At 37.6% G+C, this 26577-nt stretch carries 24 protein-coding genes; 15 read left to right on the forward strand and 9 right to left on the reverse strand.

Annotated features, from left to right (window positions below; all coding sequences use genetic code 11):
* Positions 1–174: 174 nt before the first annotated feature.
* Both DBO93_RS07310 and DBO93_RS07315 read right to left on the reverse strand, forming a co-directional pair.
* Entirely contained in the window at positions 175–1716 is a 1542-nt protein-coding gene (locus tag DBO93_RS07310) for a response regulator (protein ID WP_162533742.1), read from the reverse strand.
* Positions 1717–1921: 205 nt separating this feature from the next.
* On the reverse strand, positions 1922–3208 hold the full coding sequence (locus DBO93_RS07315) for a citrate synthase (RefSeq protein ID WP_108455735.1): 1287 nt from the start codon (positions 3206–3208) through the stop codon (positions 1922–1924).
* A gap of 406 nt (positions 3209–3614) precedes the next feature.
* Here DBO93_RS07315 and sdhC point away from each other — a divergent pair, with 406 nt between their 5' ends.
* The 8 genes from sdhC to sucD all read left to right on the forward strand — a co-directional run bounded on the left by sdhC (position 3615) and on the right by sucD (position 13482).
* Positions 3615–3989 (forward strand): succinate dehydrogenase, cytochrome b556 subunit, encoded by a 375-nt coding sequence (gene sdhC, locus DBO93_RS07320; protein WP_108455736.1) that lies wholly within the window; start codon positions 3615–3617, stop codon positions 3987–3989.
* Entirely contained in the window at positions 3983–4330 is a 348-nt protein-coding gene (sdhD, locus tag DBO93_RS07325) for a succinate dehydrogenase, hydrophobic membrane anchor protein (RefSeq protein ID WP_108455737.1), read from the forward strand. Before sdhC ends, sdhD begins: the two co-directional genes overlap by 7 nt.
* Entirely contained in the window at positions 4331–6100 is a 1770-nt protein-coding gene (sdhA, locus tag DBO93_RS07330) for a succinate dehydrogenase flavoprotein subunit (protein WP_108455738.1), read from the forward strand.
* 10 nt (positions 6101–6110) lie between these two features.
* On the forward strand, positions 6111–6821 hold the full coding sequence (locus tag DBO93_RS07335) for a succinate dehydrogenase iron-sulfur subunit (RefSeq protein WP_108455739.1): 711 nt from the start codon (positions 6111–6113) through the stop codon (positions 6819–6821).
* Between the two features lie 91 nt (positions 6822–6912).
* Positions 6913–9717, forward strand: coding sequence for a 2-oxoglutarate dehydrogenase E1 component (locus DBO93_RS07340; protein ID WP_108455740.1), 2805 nt, complete (start codon positions 6913–6915; stop codon positions 9715–9717).
* A gap of 51 nt (positions 9718–9768) precedes the next feature.
* Complete coding sequence (gene odhB / locus DBO93_RS07345; protein WP_108455741.1) at positions 9769–11271, forward strand: 2-oxoglutarate dehydrogenase complex dihydrolipoyllysine-residue succinyltransferase; 1503 nt, start codon at positions 9769–9771, stop codon at positions 11269–11271.
* A gap of 172 nt (positions 11272–11443) precedes the next feature.
* Positions 11444–12610: an ADP-forming succinate--CoA ligase subunit beta gene (gene sucC, locus DBO93_RS07350; RefSeq protein WP_108455742.1), complete on the forward strand. Its 1167-nt coding sequence runs from the start codon at positions 11444–11446 to the stop codon at positions 12608–12610.
* Positions 12610–13482, forward strand: coding sequence for a succinate--CoA ligase subunit alpha (sucD, locus tag DBO93_RS07355; protein ID WP_108455743.1), 873 nt, complete (start codon positions 12610–12612; stop codon positions 13480–13482). Before sucC ends, sucD begins: the two co-directional genes overlap by 1 nt.
* 56 nt (positions 13483–13538) lie before the next feature.
* Here sucD and DBO93_RS07360 read toward each other — a convergent pair whose 3' ends face one another.
* A complete protein-coding gene (locus tag DBO93_RS07360) occupies positions 13539–14411 on the reverse strand; it encodes a hypothetical protein (RefSeq protein WP_108455744.1) in 873 nt (290 codons plus the stop codon).
* 1364 nt (positions 14412–15775) lie between these two features.
* Between DBO93_RS07360 and DBO93_RS07365 the strand changes: the two genes are divergently transcribed.
* The gene (locus tag DBO93_RS07365; RefSeq protein WP_108455745.1) at positions 15776–16099 is read left to right on the forward strand and encodes a ribonuclease E inhibitor RraB; all 324 of its coding nucleotides are present in this window, start codon (positions 15776–15778) and stop codon (positions 16097–16099) included.
* 150 nt (positions 16100–16249) lie between these two features.
* Here the strand turns inward: DBO93_RS07365 and DBO93_RS07370 are convergent, their stop codons facing one another.
* Together DBO93_RS07370 and DBO93_RS07375 are read right to left on the reverse strand one after the other, a co-directional pair.
* Positions 16250–16840 carry a zf-TFIIB domain-containing protein gene (locus DBO93_RS07370; RefSeq protein WP_108455746.1) on the reverse strand — a complete coding sequence of 197 codons (591 nt, stop codon included), beginning with the start codon at positions 16838–16840 and terminating at the stop codon, positions 16250–16252.
* 313 nt (positions 16841–17153) lie between these two features.
* Positions 17154–18086, reverse strand: coding sequence for an exopolyphosphatase (locus tag DBO93_RS07375; RefSeq protein ID WP_108455747.1), 933 nt, complete (start codon positions 18084–18086; stop codon positions 17154–17156).
* A gap of 275 nt (positions 18087–18361) precedes the next feature.
* Here DBO93_RS07375 and DBO93_RS07380 point away from each other — a divergent pair, with 275 nt between their 5' ends.
* The 3 genes from DBO93_RS07380 (at position 18362) to DBO93_RS07390 (ending at position 21101) form a co-directional block, all read left to right on the forward strand.
* Complete coding sequence (locus DBO93_RS07380) at positions 18362–18538, forward strand: DUF3545 family protein (RefSeq protein ID WP_108455748.1); 177 nt, start codon at positions 18362–18364, stop codon at positions 18536–18538.
* Positions 18539–18750: 212 nt separating this feature from the next.
* On the forward strand, positions 18751–20055 hold the full coding sequence (locus tag DBO93_RS07385; protein WP_108455749.1) for an inosine/guanosine kinase: 1305 nt from the start codon (positions 18751–18753) through the stop codon (positions 20053–20055).
* Positions 20056–20207: 152 nt separating this feature from the next.
* Positions 20208–21101 (forward strand): cation diffusion facilitator family transporter, encoded by an 894-nt coding sequence (locus DBO93_RS07390; RefSeq protein ID WP_108455750.1) that lies wholly within the window; start codon positions 20208–20210, stop codon positions 21099–21101.
* A 14-nt stretch (positions 21102–21115) separates the two neighbouring features.
* On the opposite strand, the gene DBO93_RS07395 is transcribed toward DBO93_RS07390, so the two are convergent.
* On the reverse strand, positions 21116–21823 hold the full coding sequence (locus DBO93_RS07395) for a transporter substrate-binding domain-containing protein (protein ID WP_162533743.1): 708 nt from the start codon (positions 21821–21823) through the stop codon (positions 21116–21118).
* A 206-nt stretch (positions 21824–22029) separates the two neighbouring features.
* Here DBO93_RS07395 and DBO93_RS07400 point away from each other — a divergent pair, with 206 nt between their 5' ends.
* Both DBO93_RS07400 and DBO93_RS07405 read left to right on the forward strand, forming a co-directional pair.
* The gene (locus tag DBO93_RS07400; protein ID WP_108455752.1) at positions 22030–22473 is read left to right on the forward strand and encodes a hypothetical protein; all 444 of its coding nucleotides are present in this window, start codon (positions 22030–22032) and stop codon (positions 22471–22473) included.
* A gap of 116 nt (positions 22474–22589) precedes the next feature.
* The gene (locus tag DBO93_RS07405; protein WP_108455753.1) at positions 22590–22949 is read left to right on the forward strand and encodes a Rieske 2Fe-2S domain-containing protein; all 360 of its coding nucleotides are present in this window, start codon (positions 22590–22592) and stop codon (positions 22947–22949) included.
* A 91-nt stretch (positions 22950–23040) separates the two neighbouring features.
* Here the strand turns inward: DBO93_RS07405 and DBO93_RS07410 are convergent, their stop codons facing one another.
* The 3 genes from DBO93_RS07410 to DBO93_RS07420 are packed head-to-tail and all read right to left on the reverse strand — an operon-like array spanning position 23041 to position 25568.
* Entirely contained in the window at positions 23041–23649 is a 609-nt protein-coding gene (locus DBO93_RS07410) for a paraquat-inducible protein A (protein WP_108455754.1), read from the reverse strand.
* Between the two features lie 59 nt (positions 23650–23708).
* On the reverse strand, positions 23709–24314 hold the full coding sequence (yfbR, locus tag DBO93_RS07415; RefSeq protein ID WP_108455755.1) for a 5'-deoxynucleotidase: 606 nt from the start codon (positions 24312–24314) through the stop codon (positions 23709–23711).
* A gap of 39 nt (positions 24315–24353) precedes the next feature.
* Positions 24354–25568 (reverse strand): pyridoxal phosphate-dependent aminotransferase, encoded by a 1215-nt coding sequence (locus DBO93_RS07420; protein ID WP_108455756.1) that lies wholly within the window; start codon positions 25566–25568, stop codon positions 24354–24356.
* A gap of 273 nt (positions 25569–25841) precedes the next feature.
* On the opposite strand from DBO93_RS07420, the gene DBO93_RS07425 reads away from it, so the two are divergent.
* On the forward strand, positions 25842–26429 hold the full coding sequence (locus DBO93_RS07425; RefSeq protein ID WP_108455757.1) for a hypothetical protein: 588 nt from the start codon (positions 25842–25844) through the stop codon (positions 26427–26429).
* The last annotated feature ends 148 nt before the right edge of the window (positions 26430–26577 follow it).

The following is a 26577-nucleotide window of genomic DNA, read 5'->3' on the forward strand; positions in this document are numbered from 1 at the left end:
GTAAAACGTTATCTACTGAGCAAATAAAGTTTAATATTGTGCGCCATTAAGGCGAGAATATCATTTAATACAAGTGATTTTTATGGTGTTTTTAATCACTAAATCTGCATAAACATTCATAGGTGTTTGGGTGAAATAAACAAATTTTAGTTTAAAGCTTAAAAGAAAATATGATTAAGCTGAAGGTAACCTAACAGTAAACTGAGTTTGTTGTTCATCAAGAATCTTAAAGGCAATTTCACCATGTTGTACTTCTGTCATTAATTTAGCAGAGTAGGTGCCTAAACCAATACCGGTATTATGATTAGAGCTGCTATATTTTTCAAACAGCGTAGGGCGCATTTGGGCTGGAATAACGCCATAATTGGTTAATTCAAAACTGATGAATTGATTGTGTTGGCTTAGTGCCAATGTTATTTTTTTATCGTCAGGTGAAGCTTCTACCGCATTCTTAATTAAATTATTAAAAATAGACAAGCAGAGTAATGGCTCTACCAAAATGTTGTGTTGAACATCAAAGCCACTCAGTTCGAAAGTAATGTTTTTAGCATCACTCGTTTTTGTTACTGCATTAATTGCATCATGAATTAACAAGTTTAAATTTGTTACCTGTGGCATTACGCTATAAATACCTTGCTCTATTTTATATAAATTGAGCGAGTTATTTACCATGTTTACAACATTATTTACCGCGCGATTTATAGATTTAGCCGCACTTTTGTCTGTTAGGCGATAAGTTTCAAATAAAATGTTATTTAGGGGGGCTTTTAAATCATGGTGAGTTATTTTTTCTATATCTTCTCGTAACTTAGCATTTTCTTTAAGTGTGGAGACCTGTGCTGCTAAAGCAAGTTGTTGCTGTTGTAATCGAATATGTGTAGCAACACGTGCACGGAGTAAGTCACCATTTAACGGTTTCGTTATGTAGTCAACAGCACCCAGGTCAAAACCGTACTTTATATCTTCAACGAGTGCTTTAGCGCTTAAAAATATTATCGGAATATTTGCACTGCTTTCTATCTCTTTAAGGCTTTTGCATACTTGGTAGCCATCCATGGTCGGCATCATAATATCTAATAAAATTAAACTTATGTTGTGGTTATTGCTTGCCACAATTTTTAAAGCATGTTGGCCTGATTTAGCTGCTATTACGCGGTAAAGATTTCGTAAATTTCCGGCGGCAACATCTATATTACTACTTTCATCGTCAACGACTAGAATTGTTGGTTTTTGCTCTTGAAGATCAGTTTTATTATTGACAATAGAAGCTATAGACGCACTATTTGTATTCACTTGTTCGCTACAATTCGCAAATATTGGATCTTGCGTTAGTTTAAATAAAGCGTTGATTACCCTATGTCTTTTAAAGGGAGGTGATAATGCAATACTATGATTTATGGCTGAAATAGTGCCGACTTGCACATCTGGGCTGTGAGTAATATCTTCAACAATTTTCTGTGAAAGTAGCAATACTGGCAGATGATCAATATTTAATATTTTTACTAATTCATCGCGAAATTCAAAGCTGTTATCTGTCGTTGCATTATCAGCACAAATTAATAAACTGATGGTTGAAAACTGTGCAAACTCTAAGGCGTCTTCAATATTTTCAATGCAAGAAATCGCAGTCTTACTAACACCACATGAGCATAATATTTTAGCAAGTGCTTCGCGCACTAAGCGGCTTTCATCGACAATTAAAATATGTTCAAGCAAGGTTATTTTACCGTTAAAAGTATGGAGAGAATATTGCCGTAACAATACCGTGTTTGTAATACGAATGTACAGAAATTGTATACGGAAGTTATTAACTTAAGGTATATAAGTAATTTAATAACCATGTACTTAACATGACATTAAAAAAAAAGGCAACCAAAGAGGTTGCCTTTAAAGAATATAATAAGCGATTAATTAATGCTAATTATCTCTCACTTAATGGAACAAATTTACGGTTAATTTCGCCAGTGTATTTTTGACGAGGACGACCGATTTTTTGTCCTTCTTGACCAAGCATTTCATCCCAGTGAGCAATCCAACCTACGGTACGTGACATAGCAAAAATTACTGTGAACATGTTCGTTGGAATACCAATAGCTTTAAGGATGATTCCTGAGTAAAAATCAACGTTAGGGTATAATTTTTTCTCAATGAAATATGGGTCTTCTAGCGCTACTTTTTCAAGTGCCATTGCTACATCAAGCAATGGATCTTGTATACCTAATTCAGTTAAAACTTCATGACATGTTTCACGCATTACGGTAGCACGTGGATCGAAGTTTTTATAAACACGATGTCCAAAGCCCATTAAGCGGAAAGGGTCAGCTTTATCTTTTGCTTTAGCAACAAATTCATCAACACGATCTAATGAACCAATTTGTTGAAGCATAGTTAAACAAGCTTCGTTAGCGCCGCCATGAGCAGGGCCCCAAAGTGAAGCAACACCCGCTGCGATACATGCGTAAGGGTTAGCACCTGAAGAACCCGCTAAACGTACTGTAGACGTTGAAGCATTTTGCTCATGATCTGCATGTAACGTAAAAATACGGTCCATTGCGCGAGCAACAGTAGGGCTAACAACATATTCTTCAGCCGGAACAGAGAACAACATATGCAAGAAGTTTTCTGCATAAGTTAAGTCGTTACGTGGGTAAACAAAAGGTTGTCCGATACTATATTTATATGCCATAGCTGCAATAGTAGGCATTTTAGCAATTAAGCGGTGAGCACTACGCATACGTTGATCAGCGGCATGAATATCTAAATCACTGTGGTAAAAAGAAGACATAGCGCCAACAACACCACAAAGCATCGCCATTGGATGTGCATCTGGTAGGAAACCATGAAAAAAGTGAACTAATTTTTCATGTACCATTGTGTGGTTAGTGATTGTATTAGTAAATTCATCATATTGGCTTTTAGATGGTGCTTCACCATTCAATAAAATATAACAAACTTCTAGGTAGTCTGCTTGTTTAGCAAGACTATCAATTGGGTAACCACGATGTTGTAAAATACCTTTACCACCATCGATGAACGTAATTGCAGACTCACAAGAGGCAGTTGCTAAAAATCCTGGGTCATAGGTGAAATAGCCAGCACTGCCAAGTGTACGAATATCTATAACATCGTTACCAGCACTACCTTTAAGAATTGGTAATTCCGCAACTACATTACCGTCGATACTAAGAGAGGCTTTTGAATCAGCCATATATTTCGTCCCCATTATATTTGTTTATCTAGAAAATTGTTAAAACCAAATGTTTAGTCAATTTTTGTGAATATTAAACTAACCCTATTCTACTTCAGATCACCCCCTAGAAGTCAATTTGTTTGTTTCGCTCTTAGACTAAAGTTACATGTCATTATCAATTTTTGTTACGTATGGTTGTTAAATAGTCGCTAGCCTCGTAAATAGGCTGAAACTTGTCGGGAAGAAAATTGTAATTAATGATTTTCACCTATATAATCAAGCCGATCTGAATTCTTTTTTAGCATTCATCAATCAAGTGCAAAAATTTAATTTACATCGGAGAGGGGTTATCTAACTTAATATATTGGTTGGATGACGTAAAAAAAATAAGTTGAAGGCTCTAAGAGCTCCTTAGGCAACAATCGTGAAAAAACAACGTCCTGTAAACCTAGATTTGTCAACAATTAAAATGCATGCAGCAGCTAATGCTTCTATATTGCACCGTGTTTCAGGTGTAATTATGGTATTTGCTATTGGTATTTTATTGTGGACGCTTTCTTTATCTCTATCTTCTGCTGAAGGTTTCGCGCAAGTAGAATCATTACTTAGCGGCTTATTCTTCAAAATAATTATGCTCGGTACGCTTTCTGCACTTATCTACCACTTACTTGGCGGTATCCGTCATTTATTTATGGATTTAGGTCATTTTGAAGAACTAGCGTCAGGTAATGCTACGGCTAAACTTATCATTGCACTTTGGTTGGTGCTTACTGTAGTAGTAGGAGTTCGATTATGGTAAATAATGCAGCAACAGTAGGCCGTAGTGGCGTACATGATTTCATTCTTCTTCGTGCTAGTGCCATTATTTTAGCACTTTACACCTTTTATCTTGTTGGCTTTTTCGTTATAACATCTGATGTTACGTTTGAAGTTTGGCAGGCATTCTTTGGTAGTATCTGCACTAAAATATTTACCATTCTAGCCATTGTAGCGTTGTTAATTCACGCTTGGATTGGTGTTTGGCAAGTACTTTCTGATTACATTAAACCTGCGCTTTTACGCGGTGGTTTACAATTTTTCTTTTCTGTTTTGTTGCTCGTATACTTTGCAGCAGGCCTATTAACTGTGTGGGGTGTGTAAGTGAGCGTTCCAATTCGTGAATTCGACGCCATTGTCATTGGCGCTGGTGGTGCAGGTATGCGCGCTGCCCTAGCAATATCGGAATCAGGCAAATCTTGTGCTTTGATTTCAAAAGTTTTCCCTACTCGTTCTCATACGGTATCTGCACAAGGCGGTATTACTGTTGCCTTGGGTAATGCTCATGAAGATCATTGGGAACAACACATGTACGATACGGTTAAAGGTTCTGATTATATCGGTGACCAAGACGCAATCGAATATATGTGTAAAACGGGTCCAGAATCTATCATCGAACTAGAGAAAATGGGTTTACCTTTTTCTCGTACGGAAGAAGGTAAAATTTACCAACGTCCGTTCGGTGGACAATCTAAAAACTTTGGTGGTGAACAAGCGGCACGTACAGCTGCTGCAGCGGACAGAACAGGTCATGCATTACTACATTGTTTATACCAACAGAATGTTAAAAACAAAACTAACGTTTATTCTGAGTGGTATGCATTAGATTTAGTTAAAAATAGTGACGGTGCTGTTGTTGGTACTACCGCAATTTGCATTGAAACTGGTGAAATTGTTTACTTCAAAGCACGTGCTACTGTTTTAGCAACAGGTGGCGCGGGTCGTATTTTTGCTTCTACCACTAATGCTCACATTAATACCGGTGACGGTGTTGGTATGTCACTTCGTGCTGGCGTACAAATGCAAGATATGGAAATGTGGCAGTTCCACCCAACAGGTATTGCGGGTGCGGGCACATTAGTAACTGAAGGTTGTCGTGGAGAAGGTGGTTACCTTCTTAACAAAGACGGCGAACGTTTCATGGAACGTTATGCACCGAATGCTAAAGATTTAGCCGGTCGTGATGTTGTTGCTCGTTCTATGATGACTGAAATACGCGAAGGTCGCGGTTTCGACGGTCCTTTAGGTCCACATCTTAAACTTAAACTTGATCATTTAGGTCGTGAAACACTAGAAAAACGTTTACCAGGAGTTTGTGATTTATCAAAAACTTTTGCTCACGTTGATCCTGCTGTTGAGCCTATTCCTGTTATACCAACTTGTCATTATCAGATGGGCGGTGTGCCTTGTAATGTTAATGGTCAAGCAATTAACTTCAACCCAGAAACGGGCGAAGAAAAAATTATTGAAGGCTTATTTGCCGTTGGTGAAATTGCGAACGTATCAGTACATGGTGCTAACCGTTTAGGTGGCAACTCATTACTTGATTTAGTGGTATTTGGTCGTGCTGCGGGTAACTTCTTAGGTACTTACTTAAGTGAGACTCAAGCCGGTAAAGATGCTTCTGAATCTGATATAGAAGTTTCGTTAGCGCGTACTAAGCGTTGGGAATCATCAACGAGTGGTGAAGATCCAGTTCAAATTCGTAAAGATTTACAAAAATGTATGCAATTTAACTTCTCGGTATTCCGTGAAGGTGATGCAATGGCACAGGGCATGAAAGAATTAACTGAAATTCGTGAACGCCTACAAAATGCCCATTTAGATGATAAGTCTTCTGAGTTTAACACTCACAGAATTGAGTGTTTAGAATTAGACAACTTAATGGAAACCGCTTTTTGTACAGCTAAAGCAGCTAACTTCCGTACTGAGTCTCGTGGCGCACATGCTCGCGAAGATTTCCAAGTACGTGATGACGAAAATTGGTTATGTCACTCTATTTACACACCAGGTTCAGAAGACATGAGCAAACGCTCTGTTAACATGAGCCCGGTTCACCGTGAAGCTTTCCCACCGAAAGCAAGAACTTACTAGGAGCGTTGTGATGAAACAAATTTTTTCAATTTACCGTTACAACCCTGATGTTGATAACAAACCTTACATGAAAGATTATGAGCTGGAAATTCCAGAAGGCTCAGACATGATGGTATTAGACGCCTTAATTTTGCTAAAAGAGCAAGATTCTAGTCTTTCATTCCGTCGTTCATGTCGTGAAGGTGTTTGTGGCTCTGACGGTTTGAATATGAATGGTAAAAACGGTTTGGCATGTATCACGCCTTTATCTGCTGTTCCAGCAAATAAAATTGTGTTACGTCCATTACCAGGTTTGCCAGTAGTACGTGATTTGATTATTGATATGACACAGTTTTACAATCAATATGAAAAAATCAGACCTTACCTGATTAATGATGGTAAAGAACAACCTGCACGCGAACATTTACAAACTATCGAAGAACGTGAAAAATTAGATGGTTTATACGAATGTATATTATGTGCTTGTTGTTCAACATCTTGTCCTTCTTTCTGGTGGAATCCTGATAAATTTATCGGGCCAGCAGGTTTATTGCACGCTTATCGTTTTCTTATCGATAGCCGCGATACTGCAACAGAAGAGCGACTAGATGATTTACAAGATGCCTACAGCGTATTCCGTTGTCACGGTATTATGAACTGTGTTGATGTTTGTCCGAAAGGATTAAACCCAACAAAAGCCATTGGCCATATTAAGTCAATGTTGCTAACCAGAGCGGTTTAATTTAAACGTCCGAGCACTCAATAAACGTGTGCTCGGATAATTTATTTTAGACATATCTTTTGATTGCTTTTATCCCATAAAGGAACAGGCAATGCCCGAAGGTGCTATGAAGACTTGGATAGAGTCTTCCCATTTAAGTGGCGCGAACGCTGCTTATATTGAAGAATTATACGAATCTTATCTGGATAACTCACAATCTGTAACTGCAGAGTGGCGAGCTATATTCCAACAACTTCCTAAAATTGAAGGTGCTGACGTTGAATATCGGCATTCTGAAATCCGCAATGAATTTAAAGACCTAGCCCAACAAACACAAAAAACCGTAGTTGTTTCGGGTGGCAGTGACGCTAAGCAAGTTAAAGTTTTACAGCTGATCAATGCTTTTCGTTTTCGCGGACATCAAAATGCTAACCTTGACCCTCTAGGGTTATGGCAACGTGATAAAGTACGTGATTTGCAATTGTCTCACCATGATCTATCAGAAAATGATTTTGATCGTGAGTTTAACATTGGTTCATTGGCAATTGGCCAAGACTCAATGAAACTTGGTGATCTATATAAAGCCCTTAAAACTACTTATTGTGGTTCTATTGGTGCTGAATATATGCATATTACCAGCACTGACGAAAAACGTTGGTTACAACAACGCTTAGAGTCGGTGCAATCACAAGCAGTATTAACCGTTGAAGAGAAACAAGAAATTTTCAAAGACTTAGTTGCGGCTGACGGACTTGAAAAATACCTAGGAGCTAAGTTCCCAGGTGCAAAACGTTTCTCTCTTGAAGGTGGCGATGCATTAGTACCTATGTTGAAACAACTTATTACACGTGCCGGTACACAAGGCGCTAAAGAAGTTGTTATGGGCATGGCTCATCGTGGTCGTTTAAATGTTCTCGTTAACGTGATGGGGAAAAATCCATCTAAGTTATTTGATGAATTCGGTGGCAAGCATGATGAAATATTATCTTCTGGTGATGTTAAATATCACCAAGGTTATTCATCTGACTTCGTAACACCGGGCGGTAACGTTCATTTAGCGTTAGCCTTTAACCCATCGCATCTAGAAATTGTTAACCCTGTTGTTATCGGTTCAGTGCGTGCAAGACTAGACAGACGTGATTGTAATGAAGGTGATTTAGTATTACCTATTACTATTCATGGTGACTCGGCAATTGCGGGTCAAGGTGTTGTACAAGAAACCTTCAACATGTCACAAGCGCGTGCCTTTAAAGTTGGCGGTACTATCCGTATTGTGGTGAATAACCAAGTCGGTTTTACAACGTCAAGTTCAGAAGATACTCGCAGCGGTGAATATTGTACTGAAATTGCTAAAATGGTATCAGCGCCAATTCTACATGTGAATGGTGATGATCCAGAAGCGGTTATTTTGGCAACGCAAATTGCCTTAGATTACCGAAACGAATTTAAACGTGATGTAGTTATTGATTTAGTCTGTTATCGACGTCACGGACATAATGAAGCTGATGAGCCAAGTGCTACACAGCCACTTATGTATAAAAAAGTTAAAAAGCATCCTACGCCTCGTCAACTTTATGCAGATAAACTTAATGCCGAAGGCTCACTCAATAAAGCTAAAACGGATGAGTTAACTGCTTATTACCGTAAATTGCTTGATGAAGGTCAATGTACTGTTGAACAGTGGCGACCAATGACAGAGCATTCTGTTGATTGGACACCTTATATTGGTCACGAGTGGGATGACGATTACGATAAAGAAATATCGCTTGATAAGTTGAAAGAACTTGCCGGCAAAATTTCAACTATTCCTGCTGAACATCATGTTCACAATCGCGTAAAGAAAATTTATGACGATCGTGAAAAAATGGCCAGTGGTGAAAAGTTACTTGATTGGGGTATGGCTGAAAATTTAGCATATGCCTCTATTGTTGATATCGGTAAGCGTGTTCGTATAACAGGGCAAGACTCTGGTCGTGGTACTTTCTTCCATCGTCATGCTGTTTTGCATAATCAAGACGATGCAAGCCGCTATTTACCTTTACAAAATATTCGTGAAGGTCAAGGTCCGTTTGACGTACATGATTCAGTGTTATCTGAAGTGTCAGTATTAGCTTTTGAATATGGCTATACAACAGCTGAACCAAGTGGTTTAACTATTTGGGAAGCGCAGTTTGGTGATTTTGCTAACTGTGCACAGGTTGTATTTGACCAATTCATTAGCTCAGGCGAACAAAAGTGGGGTCGCTTATGTGGCTTAACTATGTTGTTGCCGCATGGTTATGAAGGTCAAGGGCCTGAGCATTCATCTGCTCGCCTAGAACGCTTTTTGCAACTTTGTGCTGATCACAACATGCAAGTTTGTGTACCATCAACACCTGCGCAAGTATTTAATATGCTGCGTCGCCAAGTGGTTCGTCCTATGCGTCGTCCATTGGTTGTTATGTCACCTAAATCATTGTTACGTCACCCAATGGCAGTATCGTCATTAGAAGAACTTTCTACGGGTGTATTCCACAATGTTATCGGTGAAGTTGATGAATTAGATGCTGACAAAGTTGAACGCGTAGTTTTTTGTAGTGGTAAAGTTTACTACGAACTACTTGATCAACGTCGTAAGAATGAGCAAACCAATGTTGCAATCATTCGTGTTGAGCAGCTATATCCATTCCCAGAAGTTGAGCTTAAAGCTGAAATTGCAAAATATCAGCATGTTAAGCAATTCGTTTGGTGTCAGGAAGAACCGCAAAATCAAGGTGCTTGGTATTGTTCTCAGCATCATTTTAGAGCGGCGATACCGGCAGATACTTATTTGACATATGCAGGACGTAATGCTTCGGCAGCACCTGCTGTAGGTTATATGTCAGTTCATGTTAAAGAGCAACAGGCGCTAGTTCAAGACGCGCTTAATGTAGAATAGACCCTCTTTTTTATAAAGAGATTAATTAAGAGTGTGTAAGGAATATTATAAATGACAACCGAAATTAAGGTTCCCGTTTTACCTGAATCAGTTGCAGATGCAACTATAGCGACTTGGCATGTACAAGTTGGTGATAAAGTGTCTCGTGATCAAGTATTAGTTGATATTGAAACTGATAAAGTGGTTCTTGAAGTACCAGCAACGTCTGATGGCGTAATTACTGATATATCTCAAGCTGAAGGTGCTACGGTACTTGGCGAGCAAGTTATTGCTATTTTATCAGAAGGTGAGGCTGAAACAGCTGCACCTGAAGCTAAAAGCGATGCTGCTCCAGCAAGTAAAGCTGAAGCGAAAGCTCCAGCAGGCAATGCTAAAGTTATCGATATCGTTGTACCAGTATTACCAGAGTCAGTTGCTGATGCGACTGTAGCTGCATGGCATGTTGCTGCAGGCGATACCGTAACTGTTGACCAAAACTTAGTTGATATTGAAACTGACAAAGTGGTTTTAGAAGTTGTTGCACAAGCTGATGGCATAATTGGTAAAATAATTCACGCTGAAGGCGAGACAGTATTAGGCGACCAAAAACTTGGTGAACTTAATGTTGGTGCAGCAGCAAGCGCAGCACCTGCAGCTTCAGCAGAAGAAGCGATTAGTTCAGACGAACTTGCTGGTCCATCAGTACGTCGTTTAATGAAAGAAAAAGGCCTTACAGCTAACGATGTTGTTGGTACTGGTAAAGGCGGTCGTATTTCTAAAGAAGATGTTGAAGCAGCAGCTAACAAGCCTAAAGCAGCTCCAGCAAAAGCAGCGGCGCCAGCGCCAGCAGCACAAGCTTCTGCAGCATTAGGTGAGCGTACACAAAAACGTGTACCTATGACGCGTTTACGTAAAACAATCGCGACACGTTTATTAGAAGCGAAAAATTCTACGGCCATGTTAACCACGTTTAACGAAGTTAACATGAAGCCAATTATGGATCTTCGTAACCAATATAAAGACGTGTTCGAGAAAACACATGATACCCGTTTAGGTTTCATGTCTTTCTACGTTAAAGCGGTAACCGAAGCGCTTAAACGCTACCCAGCAATTAACGCGTCAATTGACGGTGATGATATTGTTTATCATAACTTTTTTGACATTTCGATTGCGGTATCTACACCACGTGGTTTAGTTACACCAGTACTACGTGATGCAGATCAGCTAAGCATGGCAGGTATCGAAAACGGTATCCGTTCATTAGCGATTAAAGGTCGTGACGGAAAATTAACCATGGACGAAATGCAAGGTGGTAACTTTACTATCACTAATGGCGGCGTTTTTGGTTCATTAATTTCAACGCCTATTCTTAACTTGCCACAAGCGGCAATCTTAGGAATGCATAAAATCCAAGATCGCCCAATGGCAGTTAATGGAAAAGTTGAAATTTTACCTATGATGTACCTAGCTCTTTCTTATGATCATCGTTTAGTTGATGGTAAAGAATCAGTTGGATTTTTAGTAACAATTAAAGAGTTGTTGGAAGATCCAACACGCTTGTTACTTAATATATAGTTAAACATCAAGTAAGTAGTAATATTGAATTTTTTGGTTTGATTTAGACTATAGTAGTAGGCTCTAAGGACTATGTTCTTTAGAGCTTTTATACTATAATCGGTCGACTCTTTTCGATGGTAGTAATTATAATTATTGCCATTTTCATCTACAGATAAATGGATAAAACACCATGAATTTGCATGAATATCAAGCGAAACAATTATTCGCTGAATATGGTTTACCAGTTTCTGAAGGTTTCGCTTGCGATACCGCTCAAGAAGCTGCCGAAGCTGCCGATAAAATTGGCGGCGATATGTGGGTTGTTAAAACTCAAGTACACGCGGGTGGCCGTGGTAAAGCTGGCGGTGTTAAGCTAGTTAAAACCAAGCAAGAAATCAAAGATTTCGCTCAAAACTGGTTAGGTAAAAACCTAGTTACATACCAAACAGATGAGCATGGACAGCCAGTTGCTAAAATTTTAGTAGAAAGCTGTACAGATATTGCTAACGAATTGTATCTTGGTGCTGTTGTAGACCGTGCAAGTCGTAAAGTAGTATTCATGGCTTCTACTGAAGGCGGTGTTGACATCGAGAAGATTGCTGAAGAGACTCCTGAGTTAATTCACCAAGCTGAAATCGATCCACTTGTTGGCGCTCAACCTTACCAAGCACGTGAATTAGGCTTCAAGTTAGGTTTAAACCCAACGCAAATGAAGCAATTTGTTAAGATCTTTTTAGGTCTTGCACAAATGTTTGAAGATTTCGATTTCGCTTTATTAGAAATCAACCCGTTAGTTATCACTGACGAAGGTAATCTTCATTGTCTAGATGGCAAAATTGGTATCGATGGTAATGCTTTATACCGTCAACCTAAAATGCGCGCATTCCACGATCCATCTCAAGAAGATGAGCGTGAAGCACATGCAGCACGTTTTGAATTAAACTACGTTGCATTAGACGGCAATGTTGGTTGTATGGTTAACGGTGCAGGCCTAGCAATGGGTACTATGGATATCGTTAACTTACACGGCGGCAAGCCAGCTAACTTCTTAGATGTTGGCGGCGGGGCGACTAAAGAGCGTGTTTCTGAAGCATTCAAAATCATCCTTTCTGACGATAACGTTAAAGCTGTTTTAGTTAACATCTTTGGTGGCATTGTACGTTGTGACATGATTGCTGAAGGTATTATCGCTGCAGTTAAAGATGTAGGCGTTCAAGTGCCTGTAGTTGTACGTTTAGAAGGTACAAACGCTGAAGAAGGTCGTGAAGTACTTAAAAAATCTGGCTTAGACATCATTGCTGCTGAGTCATTAACTGATGCAGCAACTAAAGTTGTAGCAGCTGCGGAGGGCAAATAATGTCTGTCTTAATTAACAAAGATACTAAAGTAATCTGTCAAGGTTTCACTGGTGGTCAAGGTACATTCCATTCAGAACAAGCACTTGAGTACGGTACACAAATGGTTGGTGGCGTAAGCCCAGGTAAAGGCGGTCAAACGCATTTAGGCCTTCCAGTATTTAATACAGTACGTGAAGCAGTAGAAGCAACTGGCGCAACAGCAACAGTTATCTATGTTCCTGCACCATTTTGTAAAGATGCAATTTTAGAAGCTATTGATGCAGGCATCGAGCTTATCGTTACTATCACTGAAGGTATTCCAACTTTAGATATGGTTGACGTTAAAGCTAAGCTTGATCAATCTGGCGTTCGTATGATCGGTCCTAACTGTCCAGGTGTTATTACTCCTGGCGAAACTAAGATTGGTATCATGCCTGGTCACATTCACAAGCCTGGTAAAGTAGGTATTGTTTCACGTTCTGGTACGCTTACGTACGAAGCCGTTAAACAAACGACTGATGCTGGTTTTGGCCAATCTACTTGTGTAGGTATTGGTGGTGACCCTATCCCAGGTACTAACTTCATCGACGTATTGGAAATGTTCCAAAACGATCCACAAACTGAAGCAATCGTAATGATTGGTGAAATTGGTGGTACTGCTGAAGAAGAAGCTGCGGAATACATCAAAGCACACGTTACTAAACCTGTAGTATCTTACATTGCTGGTGTTACTGCACCAGAAGGTAAGCGTATGGGTCACGCTGGCGCGATTATCGCTGGTGGTAAAGGTACAGCTGATGAGAAATTCGCTGCTCTTGAAGCGGCTGGTGTTAAAACTGTACGTTCTTTAGCGGACATCGGTAAAGCACTTAAAGAGAAAACAGGTTGGTAAGCGATTCGCTTACAGCTTGTAATTCTTAATAAAAAACCCGCTTTTAGCGGGTTTTTTTATACTAAATTAATATTCTCTTTGGGAGGTATATTAATAGTCCCTAAGTCGATCTGAGTTAAACTGAATGTAGATTTTGATTTAATTTTACGTTGAAACTCTAGCCACGACTCTGAATTTAAAAAAGATTGGTGTTCAGATATTACAAAACCGTTTTCAGTCATACTATATTCTATGCAATAACTCAGTAGAGAGTAAAATTCGTTAGTAAGGTTATGGATAGTTTCTATCACGGAATCACTCTCTTTAAATCTACTCTCATCAATCCCGACTCCAAAATTAATTAACCAATTCAATTTTAATTTTTTATATAACTCGGCAACTATCACTATAATGTCAGCGTATTCAATCTGATTTTTTTGAAGATAAATACGGTTTTCAATGTCCTTTAAAATATTGTGAACGGCATTTTTATAATATATTTTAATTTCAATCAATGTATTTTTATCAACAGTAGTCGTTACTGATTTAGGAGTATTTAGAGGGAATATTTTTCTATATAAAACTCTTTTATTCCGATATATTAAATTACTTTTAAAAGTAAATGATTCTACATACTGTTCAAAATCATCAATGGAGTCGTAATAATTTTTAAGCATATTTTGCTTAACAGTGAGCTCTATCTGATTTTTACTTTGAATAGATCTATGATTAGCGGTTATTAAAGCTACACTTGGGAATGCTAATGAAAAAATAGCTAAAGGTACTTTAAAAATATCCCACGCATTATTTAATCCAGAAAATCCACTTTTAAAAATCAAATTACTAGTATTTAAAATATATATCGAAAACAGAATAGCTATGGTTATAGGTGCCCATAATGCAATATGGAATGAAAGTAGCTGAAATAGTGATTTTTCTGAATGAGGCATATAATTCCATTTATTTAATACTTCGAATAAAGACTATAATATATTCCATTTGATTGCTGTAAACCTTTTATTTCATTCGTTTATAGCTTTATAAGCTTATAAAGCTATTCATAATCACTTTTCATAGACAATATTAGACGGACACTCTCTCTAGAAATCAAATGGGTCAGGTACATTTGATTTTTCATTTAAATAATATCATGTCTATATCCCCCCTTATCTACCGTTGTCGCGGTGGCGACGACACCCAAAGGGAGGCTGACGCCGGCCTCCCTCTGGACTCCCTCGGCGCTACTACATTAAACTTGTTTCCTCCATAACGCCCAATATTCTTCGACGTACCAGCGCTGAACGTACATCCATGTACTACAGCGCTTTCATTGGCATCCATGCCAGTGATACGTGAATATTGGCCATCATTCCGGAGTTTAATGAAGCAGACTTGGAGTTTGGTTTATCTGTAGAGTTTATTCTTTAATATCTCAATAAACCGATTTGCTAAAGAACTACACCATAAAAATCAATGGGGTCAGATACACTTGATTTTTCAGTTAAATATTAAGTAGGGTCAGATACACATTAAGGCTTAATGCACGCTTATCTACCGTTGTCGCGGTGGCGACGACACCCAAAGGGAGGCTAGCGCCGGCCTCCCTCTGGACTCCCTCGGCGCTGCTACATTAAACTTGTTTCCTCCATGACGTCCAATATTCTTCGACGTACCAGCGCTGAACGTACATCCATGTACTACAGCGCTTTCACTGGCATCCATGCCAGTGATACGTGAATATTGGCCATCATTCCGGAGTTTAATGAAGCAGACTTGTCGTTTTTTCACGTTTGTTGTTTATCATTAACTAAGAACCTGATTTTATATGGGGCAATACAAGTTAAGCAAACTCCCGATCCCATCACAGCAACGGAAACTGAATTTAGATAAGTGCGATGTTTATCGGAGCCATGGCCGTTCCTAGGCATCCATGCCTTCACGGCATTAGTGCGTCCATGCATGTCGATGGCGTAGACTGCCGTGTGAAGGGACGATTTTCGGCAGGAATAAACTTCGTGCCTAAATTCAGTTGGAGTGTTTTGCTGTGCAGGGCACAGTGGGGGATGCAAGGGGGAGATCTGTGTCTATCTCCCCCTTGCGTGTTGTCGCCACCGCGACGCCAAGCAGATAAATTAAACTCCAAGCTGTTCAATTTATTAAACTAGAGTCTACTTACATTAACTTAGCCTTTGGAGTCAGCTAACTTGTTAGCATCGAGGTATGACTATAACCATTAAATATATTTTGTTTTCTATTCATTTAAAACATTGCCGTTTATAATACCGCCATTAATTTTATAGCCATGATGAGTAATATGAACTTCCCAAAAGATGAAACAGGTAAAGTACTGTTTGAAATGCAAAAAGCAGGTATCGATTTAACCGTGAAGCATACGGTTGTTTTTTTCCACTTATTTGAAACACAAGAGCAAGCGCAGGCTATGGCAGATCATCTTGCTGAAGTATCACCTGATATTGCATGTGATGTTCATATTGATGAAAATCCAAAAGTGTGGGCTTTAGATTGTTCAATAACAGTACTCCCGCTTTATGATGCCATTATTGTGCTAGAAGCTCGTTTTGAAAAAGTAGTAACTCAGTTTAAAGGTCATACTGACGGTTGGGGAATTGAAGCTTAAATTGTTAATGTTTTAGCTGAGTAGGGCACAGTGCTAGCTGCAAGGGCGAAATCTGTGTCTTCACTTTAAGACAAATGGCGTTACTCTAACTCCTGTATCTATGCAGTAGAGCGCGACGCTACTAAGTTTATGTATAGTTGAACGATTATATTAAAAACCCCGAAAGAATATTCTTTTCAAGCTATATTTATTTAGCATCTTCTCCATCAACTCAACATCTGAAATACGGTCATCAAGTGCTTCTATTTTTAGCTCATGTTTTACTAACGTATGGTCTTGTGATTTATCTAATCCACCACTGGCGATAAAGCTTCTGATAAATGCTAATTCGCCTTTATCTAGCCAAATTCCACAATGTAGGCAAGAGTCAATTAAAACGCCTGAAATTGATTTGAAATTTCGACGAGACATCATTTTCTGACAATTTGCGCAGGGCAGGTAGTTTTCAGCTGAAGGAAGTCCTGGTCGTAAATACAATGGATTACTTTCATCGTCACGATATACATCAAACTCAGACGTTAACACTGAAAACTCATCAGGCTGTAACCAAATTCCCTCACACTGTTCACATTTATCTAGCTCATGATTTCTATAAAGGTATTCATCTAATGGCACTGCGCAGCGAGGGCATGATTTTAGCTGAGATTTCTCAATCGTTTTCATCCCACCATTACACATAGGACAATTTCGAACGATTGATTTTACGATATGTTGACAAGATGAACACTGGGACTCTGGCATAAAGTTCCTTGTTTAGTGCAAAAGATTTTTTATATAGTTATGTATATCATAAATTAAAATATTTTTATATTGTGTCGTGTGAAACGCTGCGAGAGAGAGTAAGTAGGGCTTGGTGCTTAATTCACACTTCTTTATTATTGTCTAAGCGATACTTTTTACATTCATTGGTGTTGCTAACAAAAGTGCTGATCAAGATAATAAAAATGTATTTTGCTTTTGGATAAGCAAATAATAAAAAATGCCCCAAGAAGGTAAAGCCAGACAGCTTTTCTTACAGGGGCATTTATAAGGTGTTAAATGTAGTTAAAAACGTTTAACCGTCAGCATTAATCGTGGCAATAAGTTCTGCAAGACAAGCTTCATTTTGCTCATGAGGCACCTGACATGTACCGGCAGCGTTATGACCACCACCATTAAATTTCAGCATTAACTCGCCAACATTAGTTTTTGAACTACGATCAAAAATAGATTTTCCGGTGGCAAAAACTGTGTTTTGTTTCTTAAGTCCCCACATAATATGGATTGAAATATTACATTGTGGATATAGAGCATAAATTACAAAGCGATTACCTGAATAAATAATCTCTTCTTCTCTTAAATCCAGCACAACTAAATTGCCATGTACGGTGGCACAGCGTTTAATTTGTGCTTTAAATTTTTCTTCGTGTTCAAAGTATAGATCAGTGCGTTCTTTAACATCTGGCAGGGCTAGTAGCTCTTCAATACTGTGGTCTTTACCAAACTCGATTAAATCCATCATGAGTTCATAGTTAGAAATCCTAAAATCTCTAAAACGTCCTAAGCCTGTACGAGAGTCCATGATGAAATTAAGTAACTCCCAACCTTTAGCATGAAGCACTTCATCCATATTAAATTGTGCAGAGTCACCTTTATCAACAGCTTCCATCATATCTTGCCAGCTAGCTGGGAAAGTTTCAGCGCCGCCGTAGTAGTCGTAAACTACACGTGCAGCAGATGGTGCATCGGGGTCAATAACATGGTTGTCACGTTTTTCGTTACGTATTGTTTCACTGTGATGATGGTCAAATGCGATGTGTACACCTTCAACAAAAGGAAGGTTTGTCGAAATGTCGTCAGCTCCAACGGCAATAACACCGTCTTGCATATCTTTGGGGTGTACAAAGAGAATATCGTTAACTAGGTTAATATGTTTAAGTAAAATAGCACAAACTAAACCATCGAAATCACTTCGAGTGACTAAGCGGTATTTTTTATTATCCGACATTTATTTCTCCAATAGATGTAATTTTATTGTTATTAATCACTATATTGTTCATTTAAGCATAATTTTAATAGAATAATTAGGGCTTATCGAATTTAAGTTTAAATTATTATATTTAGGCTTCAACTTAATTGTTTTTATAAATTATTTTGAGCAATTATAACGTAGCATTCCATTTCTCTAAATTTAGCTTAATTCTTTAAATTGTCATCTTTCATTCAAATAACTGTCATATAAATTGATTAATTTAAAACAAATTATCAATAGGAGTATTTGTTATGCAATTTAAGCAATATAAAGAAGAAAACCAAGATGAACTTGATGATTATGTTGAGTATCAGCATAAAAAAAATAGTAAGCAGGTCAAACGTAAATGGCGTGAAATTGAGGCGTTAAAAGAACAAAAGAGAGCACAACGAGAAATCGCTTCTTATGATGATTATGTCACGCATTGATATTTTCACTATTGAATTATTATCGAGCGCTAATTATGGATGTTTTTGTTGTTTATGCGCTCGTTAGTCAATTTTAATCGCCAATAGAATTACTATTTTGCTTTTAGTACAAACTTATAGGCATTTCTGTGCTATTTCAGCTAATGTGCTCTGGTCAAACCAAATAGCATTACGGTATAATTCGTTTTTTGCCATTAACCGTGTATTGCTTCATGAAGTTTCCTGGACGACGTCAACATAGACATTATTTCCCTGTCGATAATAAAAACCCGTTAACAAACCAAGTAGACCCTCGCTCGAATGCTAAGCAAAATTATATTGTCGGTATCGATCAAGTTTTGGTCGATATTGAAGCTAAAGTTGATCAGGCTTTTTTAGATGAGTTTGATCTTCAGCGCGGTATGTCACAAGTTATTTCAGATGAAGTTACTCAACGTCTTTATAAGCGTTTAAAAGATGAGTCGCTTATTAATTATGAATTTGCTGGCGGTACAATAGGCAACACAATGCACAATTATTCGGTACTTGCCGATGATCGCTCAGTGTTACTTGGCGTAATGTCTGAAAATATTCATGTTGGCGATTATGCTTATCGTTTTATCAGTAATACCTCTTCACGCGTTGATCTTAATTACCTTCAACCGGTAGATGGCCCTATTGGTCGCTGTTTTACTTTGATTGATGATACAGGCGAACGAACATTTGGTATTAATGCAGGTTTAATTAACCGCTTACATCCTGACTCTATAGATGAAGCATTAATCGCTGGCGCTTCTGCATTGGTTATTAGTTCGTACTTAATGCGTACTCAACCTGGCGACACCATGACTGAAGCGGCTGTAAAAGCAGTGAAGTGTGCTAACGCTGCAGGTGTACCGGTTGTACTTACTCTAGGTACTAAGTTTTTAATAGAAGAAGAGCCTGAGTTTTGGCGTGATTTTGTTGAAAAGTATGTCAACATACTCACGATGAATGAAGAAGAAGCTTTAGCGATTACTGATATTGAAGATCCACTTCTTGCTGCTAATAAATGCCTGGATTGGGTCGATATGGTTATATGCACTGCCGGTAAAGATGGTTTATACATGGCAGGTTATGTAGATGATGTGTTTAAGCGAGAAAGCGAATACCCATTGCTTTCTGGTGAAATTCACGAATTTAATCGTTATGAATATTCTCGTCCAATGTTCTTAAAAGATTGTAAAAATCCTATTCGAATTTATACGCACTCAGCCCCTTATATGGGTGGCCCTGAAAGCATTAAAAATACCAACGGTGCCGGCGATGCAGCTCTTGCTGCAATATTGCATGATTTAAGCGCAAATGTTTATCATAAAAATACCGTGGCAAACTCTAGTAAGCACGAACAACCCGCACTAACTTATTCGTCGTTATCGCAAATGAGCAAATATGCTAATAGAGCAAGTTATGAGGTGTTAGTTCAACATTCTCCACGTTTGTCGCGTGGTTTACCTGAACGTGAAGACAGCTTAGACCAAGCTTATTGGGCTCAATAGGTAAAAGGCCGGTTTTAATTAAAAACAGGTCTGTGATGTGCAGTGTGGTAATCACTATTTTATTAAATCAAATAAGATTACAATGGCTGCGCATTTTTACGACACAATGCACAGCAATGTAAACCAATCCCCAAACCGAGCTAAATTTTTGCATGACTACTTTAACTACACATAAATCATCTCAACGACGTTTACTTATTGCATTGGCTATTACCAGTGTATTTATGTTGTTACAGTTAGTAGGTGCCTTCTATGCTAACTCTTTAGCGGTATATGCTGATGCAGGGCATTTGTTTGTTCATAACAGCTCTCTATTTATTGCTTTAATTGCCTCAACGCTTGCCATAAAGTTTGGTCAAACCTTTAGTGATGGTTATCGCCGATTAGAACTCTCAGGTGGATTAATTAATGGTACTTTATATATATTAATTAGTTGCTGGATTTTGCTACAAGGTGCGGATAGATTATTTGGTCATGAACATCACGATGAACATGAAATAAATACCTTTGTTATGTCGTCAGTTGCCTCTTTAGGCTTTTTATTTCATGGCGCATCGGCCTATGTGTTATATAAGGGCCGCAAAGATAGTGTTAATGTTTATGCCGTATTTTTACATACCTTTTTTGACTTACTCTCAACGATAGTTACCTTTGCCACCAGTATTATTATTCACGCTACAGGCTGGACTGTGGTCGACTCTTTGTCGAGTGTGCTTATTTCAGTATTTGTATTGCTTACGGGCTCTAAGTTACTTTTTAAATGTATTAAAGGCTTGTTTTTCAACGGTGTTCGTTTACCTGCACTGAAGAAAATTGAAGCGGCATTACAAAGTGTTGAGCATATTGACAATGTACATAATTTAATTGTAAAAAGTGACAACGGCGAAGTTGTTGTTGGTGCTCATATTGTTTTAAAACATCAATGTACATTGGAGAAACACGATGAAGTTTGTCGTTTTCAAGTTGAGCGTGTTTTAAAAGAACAATTTGATATTAAAACCAGCGTCTTACAAATTGAAACAGGTGGTTGTCAGCATACTGAGTGATATGTTGCTTGTGATCATAAGTTTGCGCAATATTGCATTTGTTGTCTATAAAGTTGTTCTAAAAGGTCATCTTGGTAAGCTTCTTTAACCGCTTCTTCTAAAAGTGGTTTCATTGATATAAAAGGCGACTTTTTCGCTAGATGCAACCCCAACTCTTTTGTACCTAGGTAAAAGGCATTAGCCATAATGTCTTCATCCAATTTTTCTTGGTAGAGAGCATACTCAAGCCCAACTTTAGAGCCAATCACTGCATTTATACGATTTAATTTTAATAACCGAATAGCTTGATTGTAGCTATTCACGCTAATTTTATTTAATCGTTTATCTTGATCAAATTTTTTATTAAATTGCGCACTTCTAATAACGGCAATCCTAGTAAGTTGATATAAATCTTTATATTGTTTAATTGTGGTGTCAGGTTGAGTCAGTATAAAAATTTTTTCTAGTGATAGTGGGCCAATATACTCAACGTCTTCAGTTACCGTGTTATTTTTAAATAGTAGCGCTAAATCAAGCTCGCCATTTTTTAACGAATTTAAAATTCTTGCGTATGGGAAAGCGGCTAACTTAAGCGGGGTGTTAAGAGTATTCGTCACTTTTTCAATGGCTAAGACACCAATCCCCTTACATTGAGATTGTTCATCAAACCCATTGAAAGGTGAGAAAGGTGGAACGCTGAAACTGAGTCGCTGATCACCTGCAAACGACAAATTATGAGTCATTGCTATAGCTAAAAGAATAAAAGCTGAAATATAAAAGTGCTTTTTCAATGTGAAAAATACCAAGTTAAATTATTGATCTTCAAAAGAGTATAGTCACCTTTTTTATTTTTTGACAACCGTTACGACACTCTAGATATAAACAGCGTTAGCACAAAGTGCTTTATTTGTATATTATACCAATAGTTTTTAATTTGTATGGACTTCACATGTTACCTATACATGGACGTTGGAAAATAAAAGTTGAAGATAAAGTTGTTATGCAGTTATTTGCAGACTCATGGAACGAAGAAGCTGTAATTACTTATATCAAAGAATTTAAAGCTGCGGTAACACCTTTAATTAATGATGATTGGGCCATAATCTCTGTTTTTGAACAGTGGGAGTTGGGTATACCAGAAATAGAGCATCATGTGATTGAACTTTGTCAGTGGTTTAAACAACATGGCTGTATTAAAGATTGTCATGTTTATAGCCGTAATAGGCTGAAAAGCATGCAACTTGAAAAAATGGTCCCAACGACTGATGTTGGTTATGAGCGCTGTGTGTTTGATAATGTTAATGCCGCAATAGTATGGCTAGATTCACAAGGGTTTACTATTTCTCAACCTCAATTTCTTTATGATATAGCACTTAACACATCGGAAATTTAAAATAATTTATTACTTCTACATCTATTTCCCTTCTCTATAATCAGTAATTTATTGATTAAATTAGTCATTGAACGTCCAAAAATGCAGTCAAGTTTTTTAATTTTTTAGGAATAATTTTGTTAACACTAGATACATACTATCCAGCGGGTGGACGAGTAGAGCATGAGATTAAAATTATTGACGTTAAGTCAACTCAGCGTGATGATGTTTTAATTGCTATGGCAAAGTTACCATCAGCCAGTGTAGAAAAGCCTGTGGTGATTTATCAACAATTATTGGCAAATGGTGAAACAGAATATCGTACGGTTTCTGCACGGTGTCCACATCAAGGTGCTGATATTACTGATGACAAACTTAATGCTGATGGCAACGTATATTGTTCATTACATCGCCGACCAATTTGCATATTCAGCGAGTATAATCATGCTTATTTAACCGTAAAGCGTGCTGATGAATTTTTTATTGTTAAAAACTAAAAACTAAATACTAGGTGTTTATTGAGTGACTTTAGTTATCTGATTTTTAACATATTCACATTCACATTCACGCTCACTTGCACTGTTTTCATTAATCTATAGCTTTAACCGCTATAGGGGGATTTGCCGATACTTTAGTTTCAGTACTAATACTGCTGCTACTAATAGCGGTGCCCAATAAAGATAACAAGCAATAAGATGTAAAGTAGTAAAAACCGGGGCCTAAAGCAGATAACGTTTCACTGCTAACAATAAAGTCTAATTTAAAGCCGAATATTACCATTTTCTGTTGTGTTGCCGTCTCAGCATGATTTGTTGATAACACAGCAAGAAAAATTGCCACAACAAAAACATCAGCCATTGACCACTTGCCAATTTTACTTATTATTTTGTATACAGTGACTTCTAATTTTGAATGTTTTTTTATGTAAGCGATGGTGAGTAAAATGAATTTCACCACAGGAATACATATTGAAAAAGAAAAAATTAAAGCGGCAACCAATAAGCGTTCATCTTGCCAAAGTTCTTGTATTGTTTGTAATAAAGAAAGGTTTTTATCAATTAAAGTATTGGTGATTTTTGCGCCACTTACATTGGCTGTCATCGCCATGTTTAGTGAAAACATAGGTAACAATACGCCAGGAATAAAAAGCGCAATAGCGATAAGATTAAACAAAAAACCTAGATGTTTTTTAATCATAATGTTTGCACGTATTCCTAATTTATTATTGTAATCATATTATTTAAACCACGCTGTTACTATTTTTTAATCTGCACTTCAGTCAGTTTATCTACGGTTGCTGAGCATGACTTTAGAAAAACCGACATAAAGTATTCTACTTCAGGCATTTGTTGCTTGAGCGTAGTTAATTTTAATTCTAAGCGTTCTTTTACGTGGTCAAATTCATGGTTTTGATGGTTCAATTCATCAAGTGCTTTGATATAAGCGACTAAAATATCGGCCGCTTTGACTATTTTTTTATACTGCTCATCAACATTGTCTTGCACTATGATATCGGAAAATATTGCTTGAAACTCCTCTGGTAAAGATTCAAGACATTGCTTTTCAGCGATGTATTCTATCTTTTTAAACTCTCGTGCAATTTCAGGGTTAGCATATTTTGTTGGGCTAACAATATCACCGAATCTTGTTTCGCTGGCTTCGTGATAAAGCGCAACCGTTGCAACTTTATCGGCATTTATATTACCTGAAAATTTTTCATTTCTAATAACAGCTAATAAGTGGGCAACGATAGCCACTTGATGAGAATGTTCTGCAACATTTTCTGGTTTAACACAAAACATTAATGCCCATCGTTTGATAAGCGGCATTCTGAACATCCAAGCGAGAAAAGTACTTTGCATATTGAAACCTTAAGTAAAACCTTAAATAAGAATTAGCGACTATTGGCGATAGGTGCTAAAAAAGTTAGCGAGCCTTTCCATTGCTTGTTTTAATTCGTCTACGTGTGGTAAAAACACTAGGCGAAAATAATTTTTTTGGGAAATATTAAAAGCGCTACCGTGCACTAACAATATTTTTTCTTGTTTGAGTAAATCTAAGATCATTTTTTCATCATTACTAATATTAAACTTCTCCTGATCTACCTTTACGAATAAGTATAATGCGCCCATGGCTGGGTTACATGAAAGGCCATCAATCTCGTTAATCATTTTGTGCGCTAAATTACGTTGCTTAAGTAAACGACCATCAGCATGTATTAATTCATTAATACTTTGATAACCGCCTAGTGCGGTCTGAATAGCATGCTGACACGGTACATTGGCACATAAGCGCATAGAAGACAGTATATTCAAGCCTTCTAAATAATCTTCAGCATGTGATTTAGGACCAGAAACCACCATCCAACCAGCACGAAAGCCTGCAATACGGTAATTTTTAGATAAACCACCCATAGTAATGATTAACACGTCATTAGCTAAACTTGCGGTAGGAATATGTTTGGCTTGATCATAAAGAATTTTGTCGTAAATTTCGTCACTGAATATGATCAAGTTGTGTTCACGGGCGAGTGAGATAATACCTTGTAGAATTTCTTCACTATAAACCGCGCCCGTTGGATTATTCGGGTTAATTAAAACAATGGCTTTGGTTTTAGGTGTTATTTTATTCGCCATATCTTCTAGGTCAGGAAACCATTGGTTTTCATCATCACAGTGATAATGAATTGGTTCACCGCCCGACAAGGCAACTGCAGCTGTCCATAACGGGTAGTCAGGTGCAGGAATTAATACTTCATCTTCATCATTCAACAAGCCTTGCATAGCCATAACAATAAGTTCGCTAACACCATTACCAATGTAAATATCGTCAACACTGACATCTAAAATGCCATTTTGTTGAAAGTACTGCATAACTGCTACCCGTGCAGGATATATGCCTTTTGACTCACAATAACCTTGAGCAGTTGGTAAATTACGAATTACATCTTTTAAAATATCATCAGGTGCTTCAAAGCCAAATGGAGCAGGGTTGCCAATATTAAGCTTTAAAATTTTATGCCCCTCATCTTCTAAACGTTTGGCCTCACCGGCAATTTGTCCACGAATTTCGTAACATACGTTTTTTAATTTTGAAGATTTTTTGATAATTTTCATAATGGCGGTCTTATAAATGATAAAAAGTGAATTAACGTTATTGCGTTCGTTAATATGAAACAGAAAATGAAGCTAAAGAAAAACTGATAGTCATTGAATGTACGTAATTTTTAATTTCTTCCTTACCTCCATTGTTGCGAATATTGGCTAACTTTGAAACAGTTACTTGCAACTTTTTTATAGCAAATGATAAATAATTACGACATCTTGTTATTAAGATTAATTTTTCAGTTGTATATGCCCCTTAATATCACACTGATGAGGATGATAACAATGCCTGTACCTTTATTATGGTTAGGAGCTGCTGCTTCAGTATTAGCGGTAAAAGCATTAGCCGACGATAGAAAAATTCAACATACTAAACGATTTAAACGCTACCGTGCTCAAACCCTTGCTGATCTTGAACAATATGAATCACCAATTGCTACTTATCCAACTGATGTTTTTGATACCGAACAAAAGGTTAAGCCGGAAATAGGCGCGATAGTTTGTTGTGGTATTGGTGGTGTTTTAGAGCATAGTGGTATTTGGATTGGCGATAACACTATTGTTGAAGTCGATGGTAATGGCTTAGTGAAAGCGGTATCCCCACAACGCTTTACTCAGAGCCGTTCAGGAAATAAAATTTTTATTGCCTGTGACTCGTTAGGTCAGCCATTAGTGAGTGAACTAGCCGCACAAAAAGCTATTGATCAATTATATCAAGTTATTAGTTATCACTTATTTGATAATAACTGCCACCAATTTATATGGCAGTGCTTCCAAACTAACAATAAGAGTATTACTACGTTTAAAGCATTATCGCTAAATATTGCCCAACTTTTTGATCGGGTTATCTATTGGGATTTATCTGACTGTTAGTGATATGTAGATTGTGTTTAAGCTTTTTTCAGACAAAGATCTTATAGAGTTAAAGAAGAGTAAAATTAAGGCTTCTAAGCGCAAATAAAAACGGCCTTGCAGAATATGCAAAGCCGTTTTCACTATTTAAATATAACCTTAACTGTAA

It is taken from the genome of Colwellia sp. Arc7-D (assembly GCF_003061515.1).
Taxonomy (GTDB): Bacteria; Pseudomonadota; Gammaproteobacteria; order Enterobacterales; family Alteromonadaceae; genus Cognaticolwellia.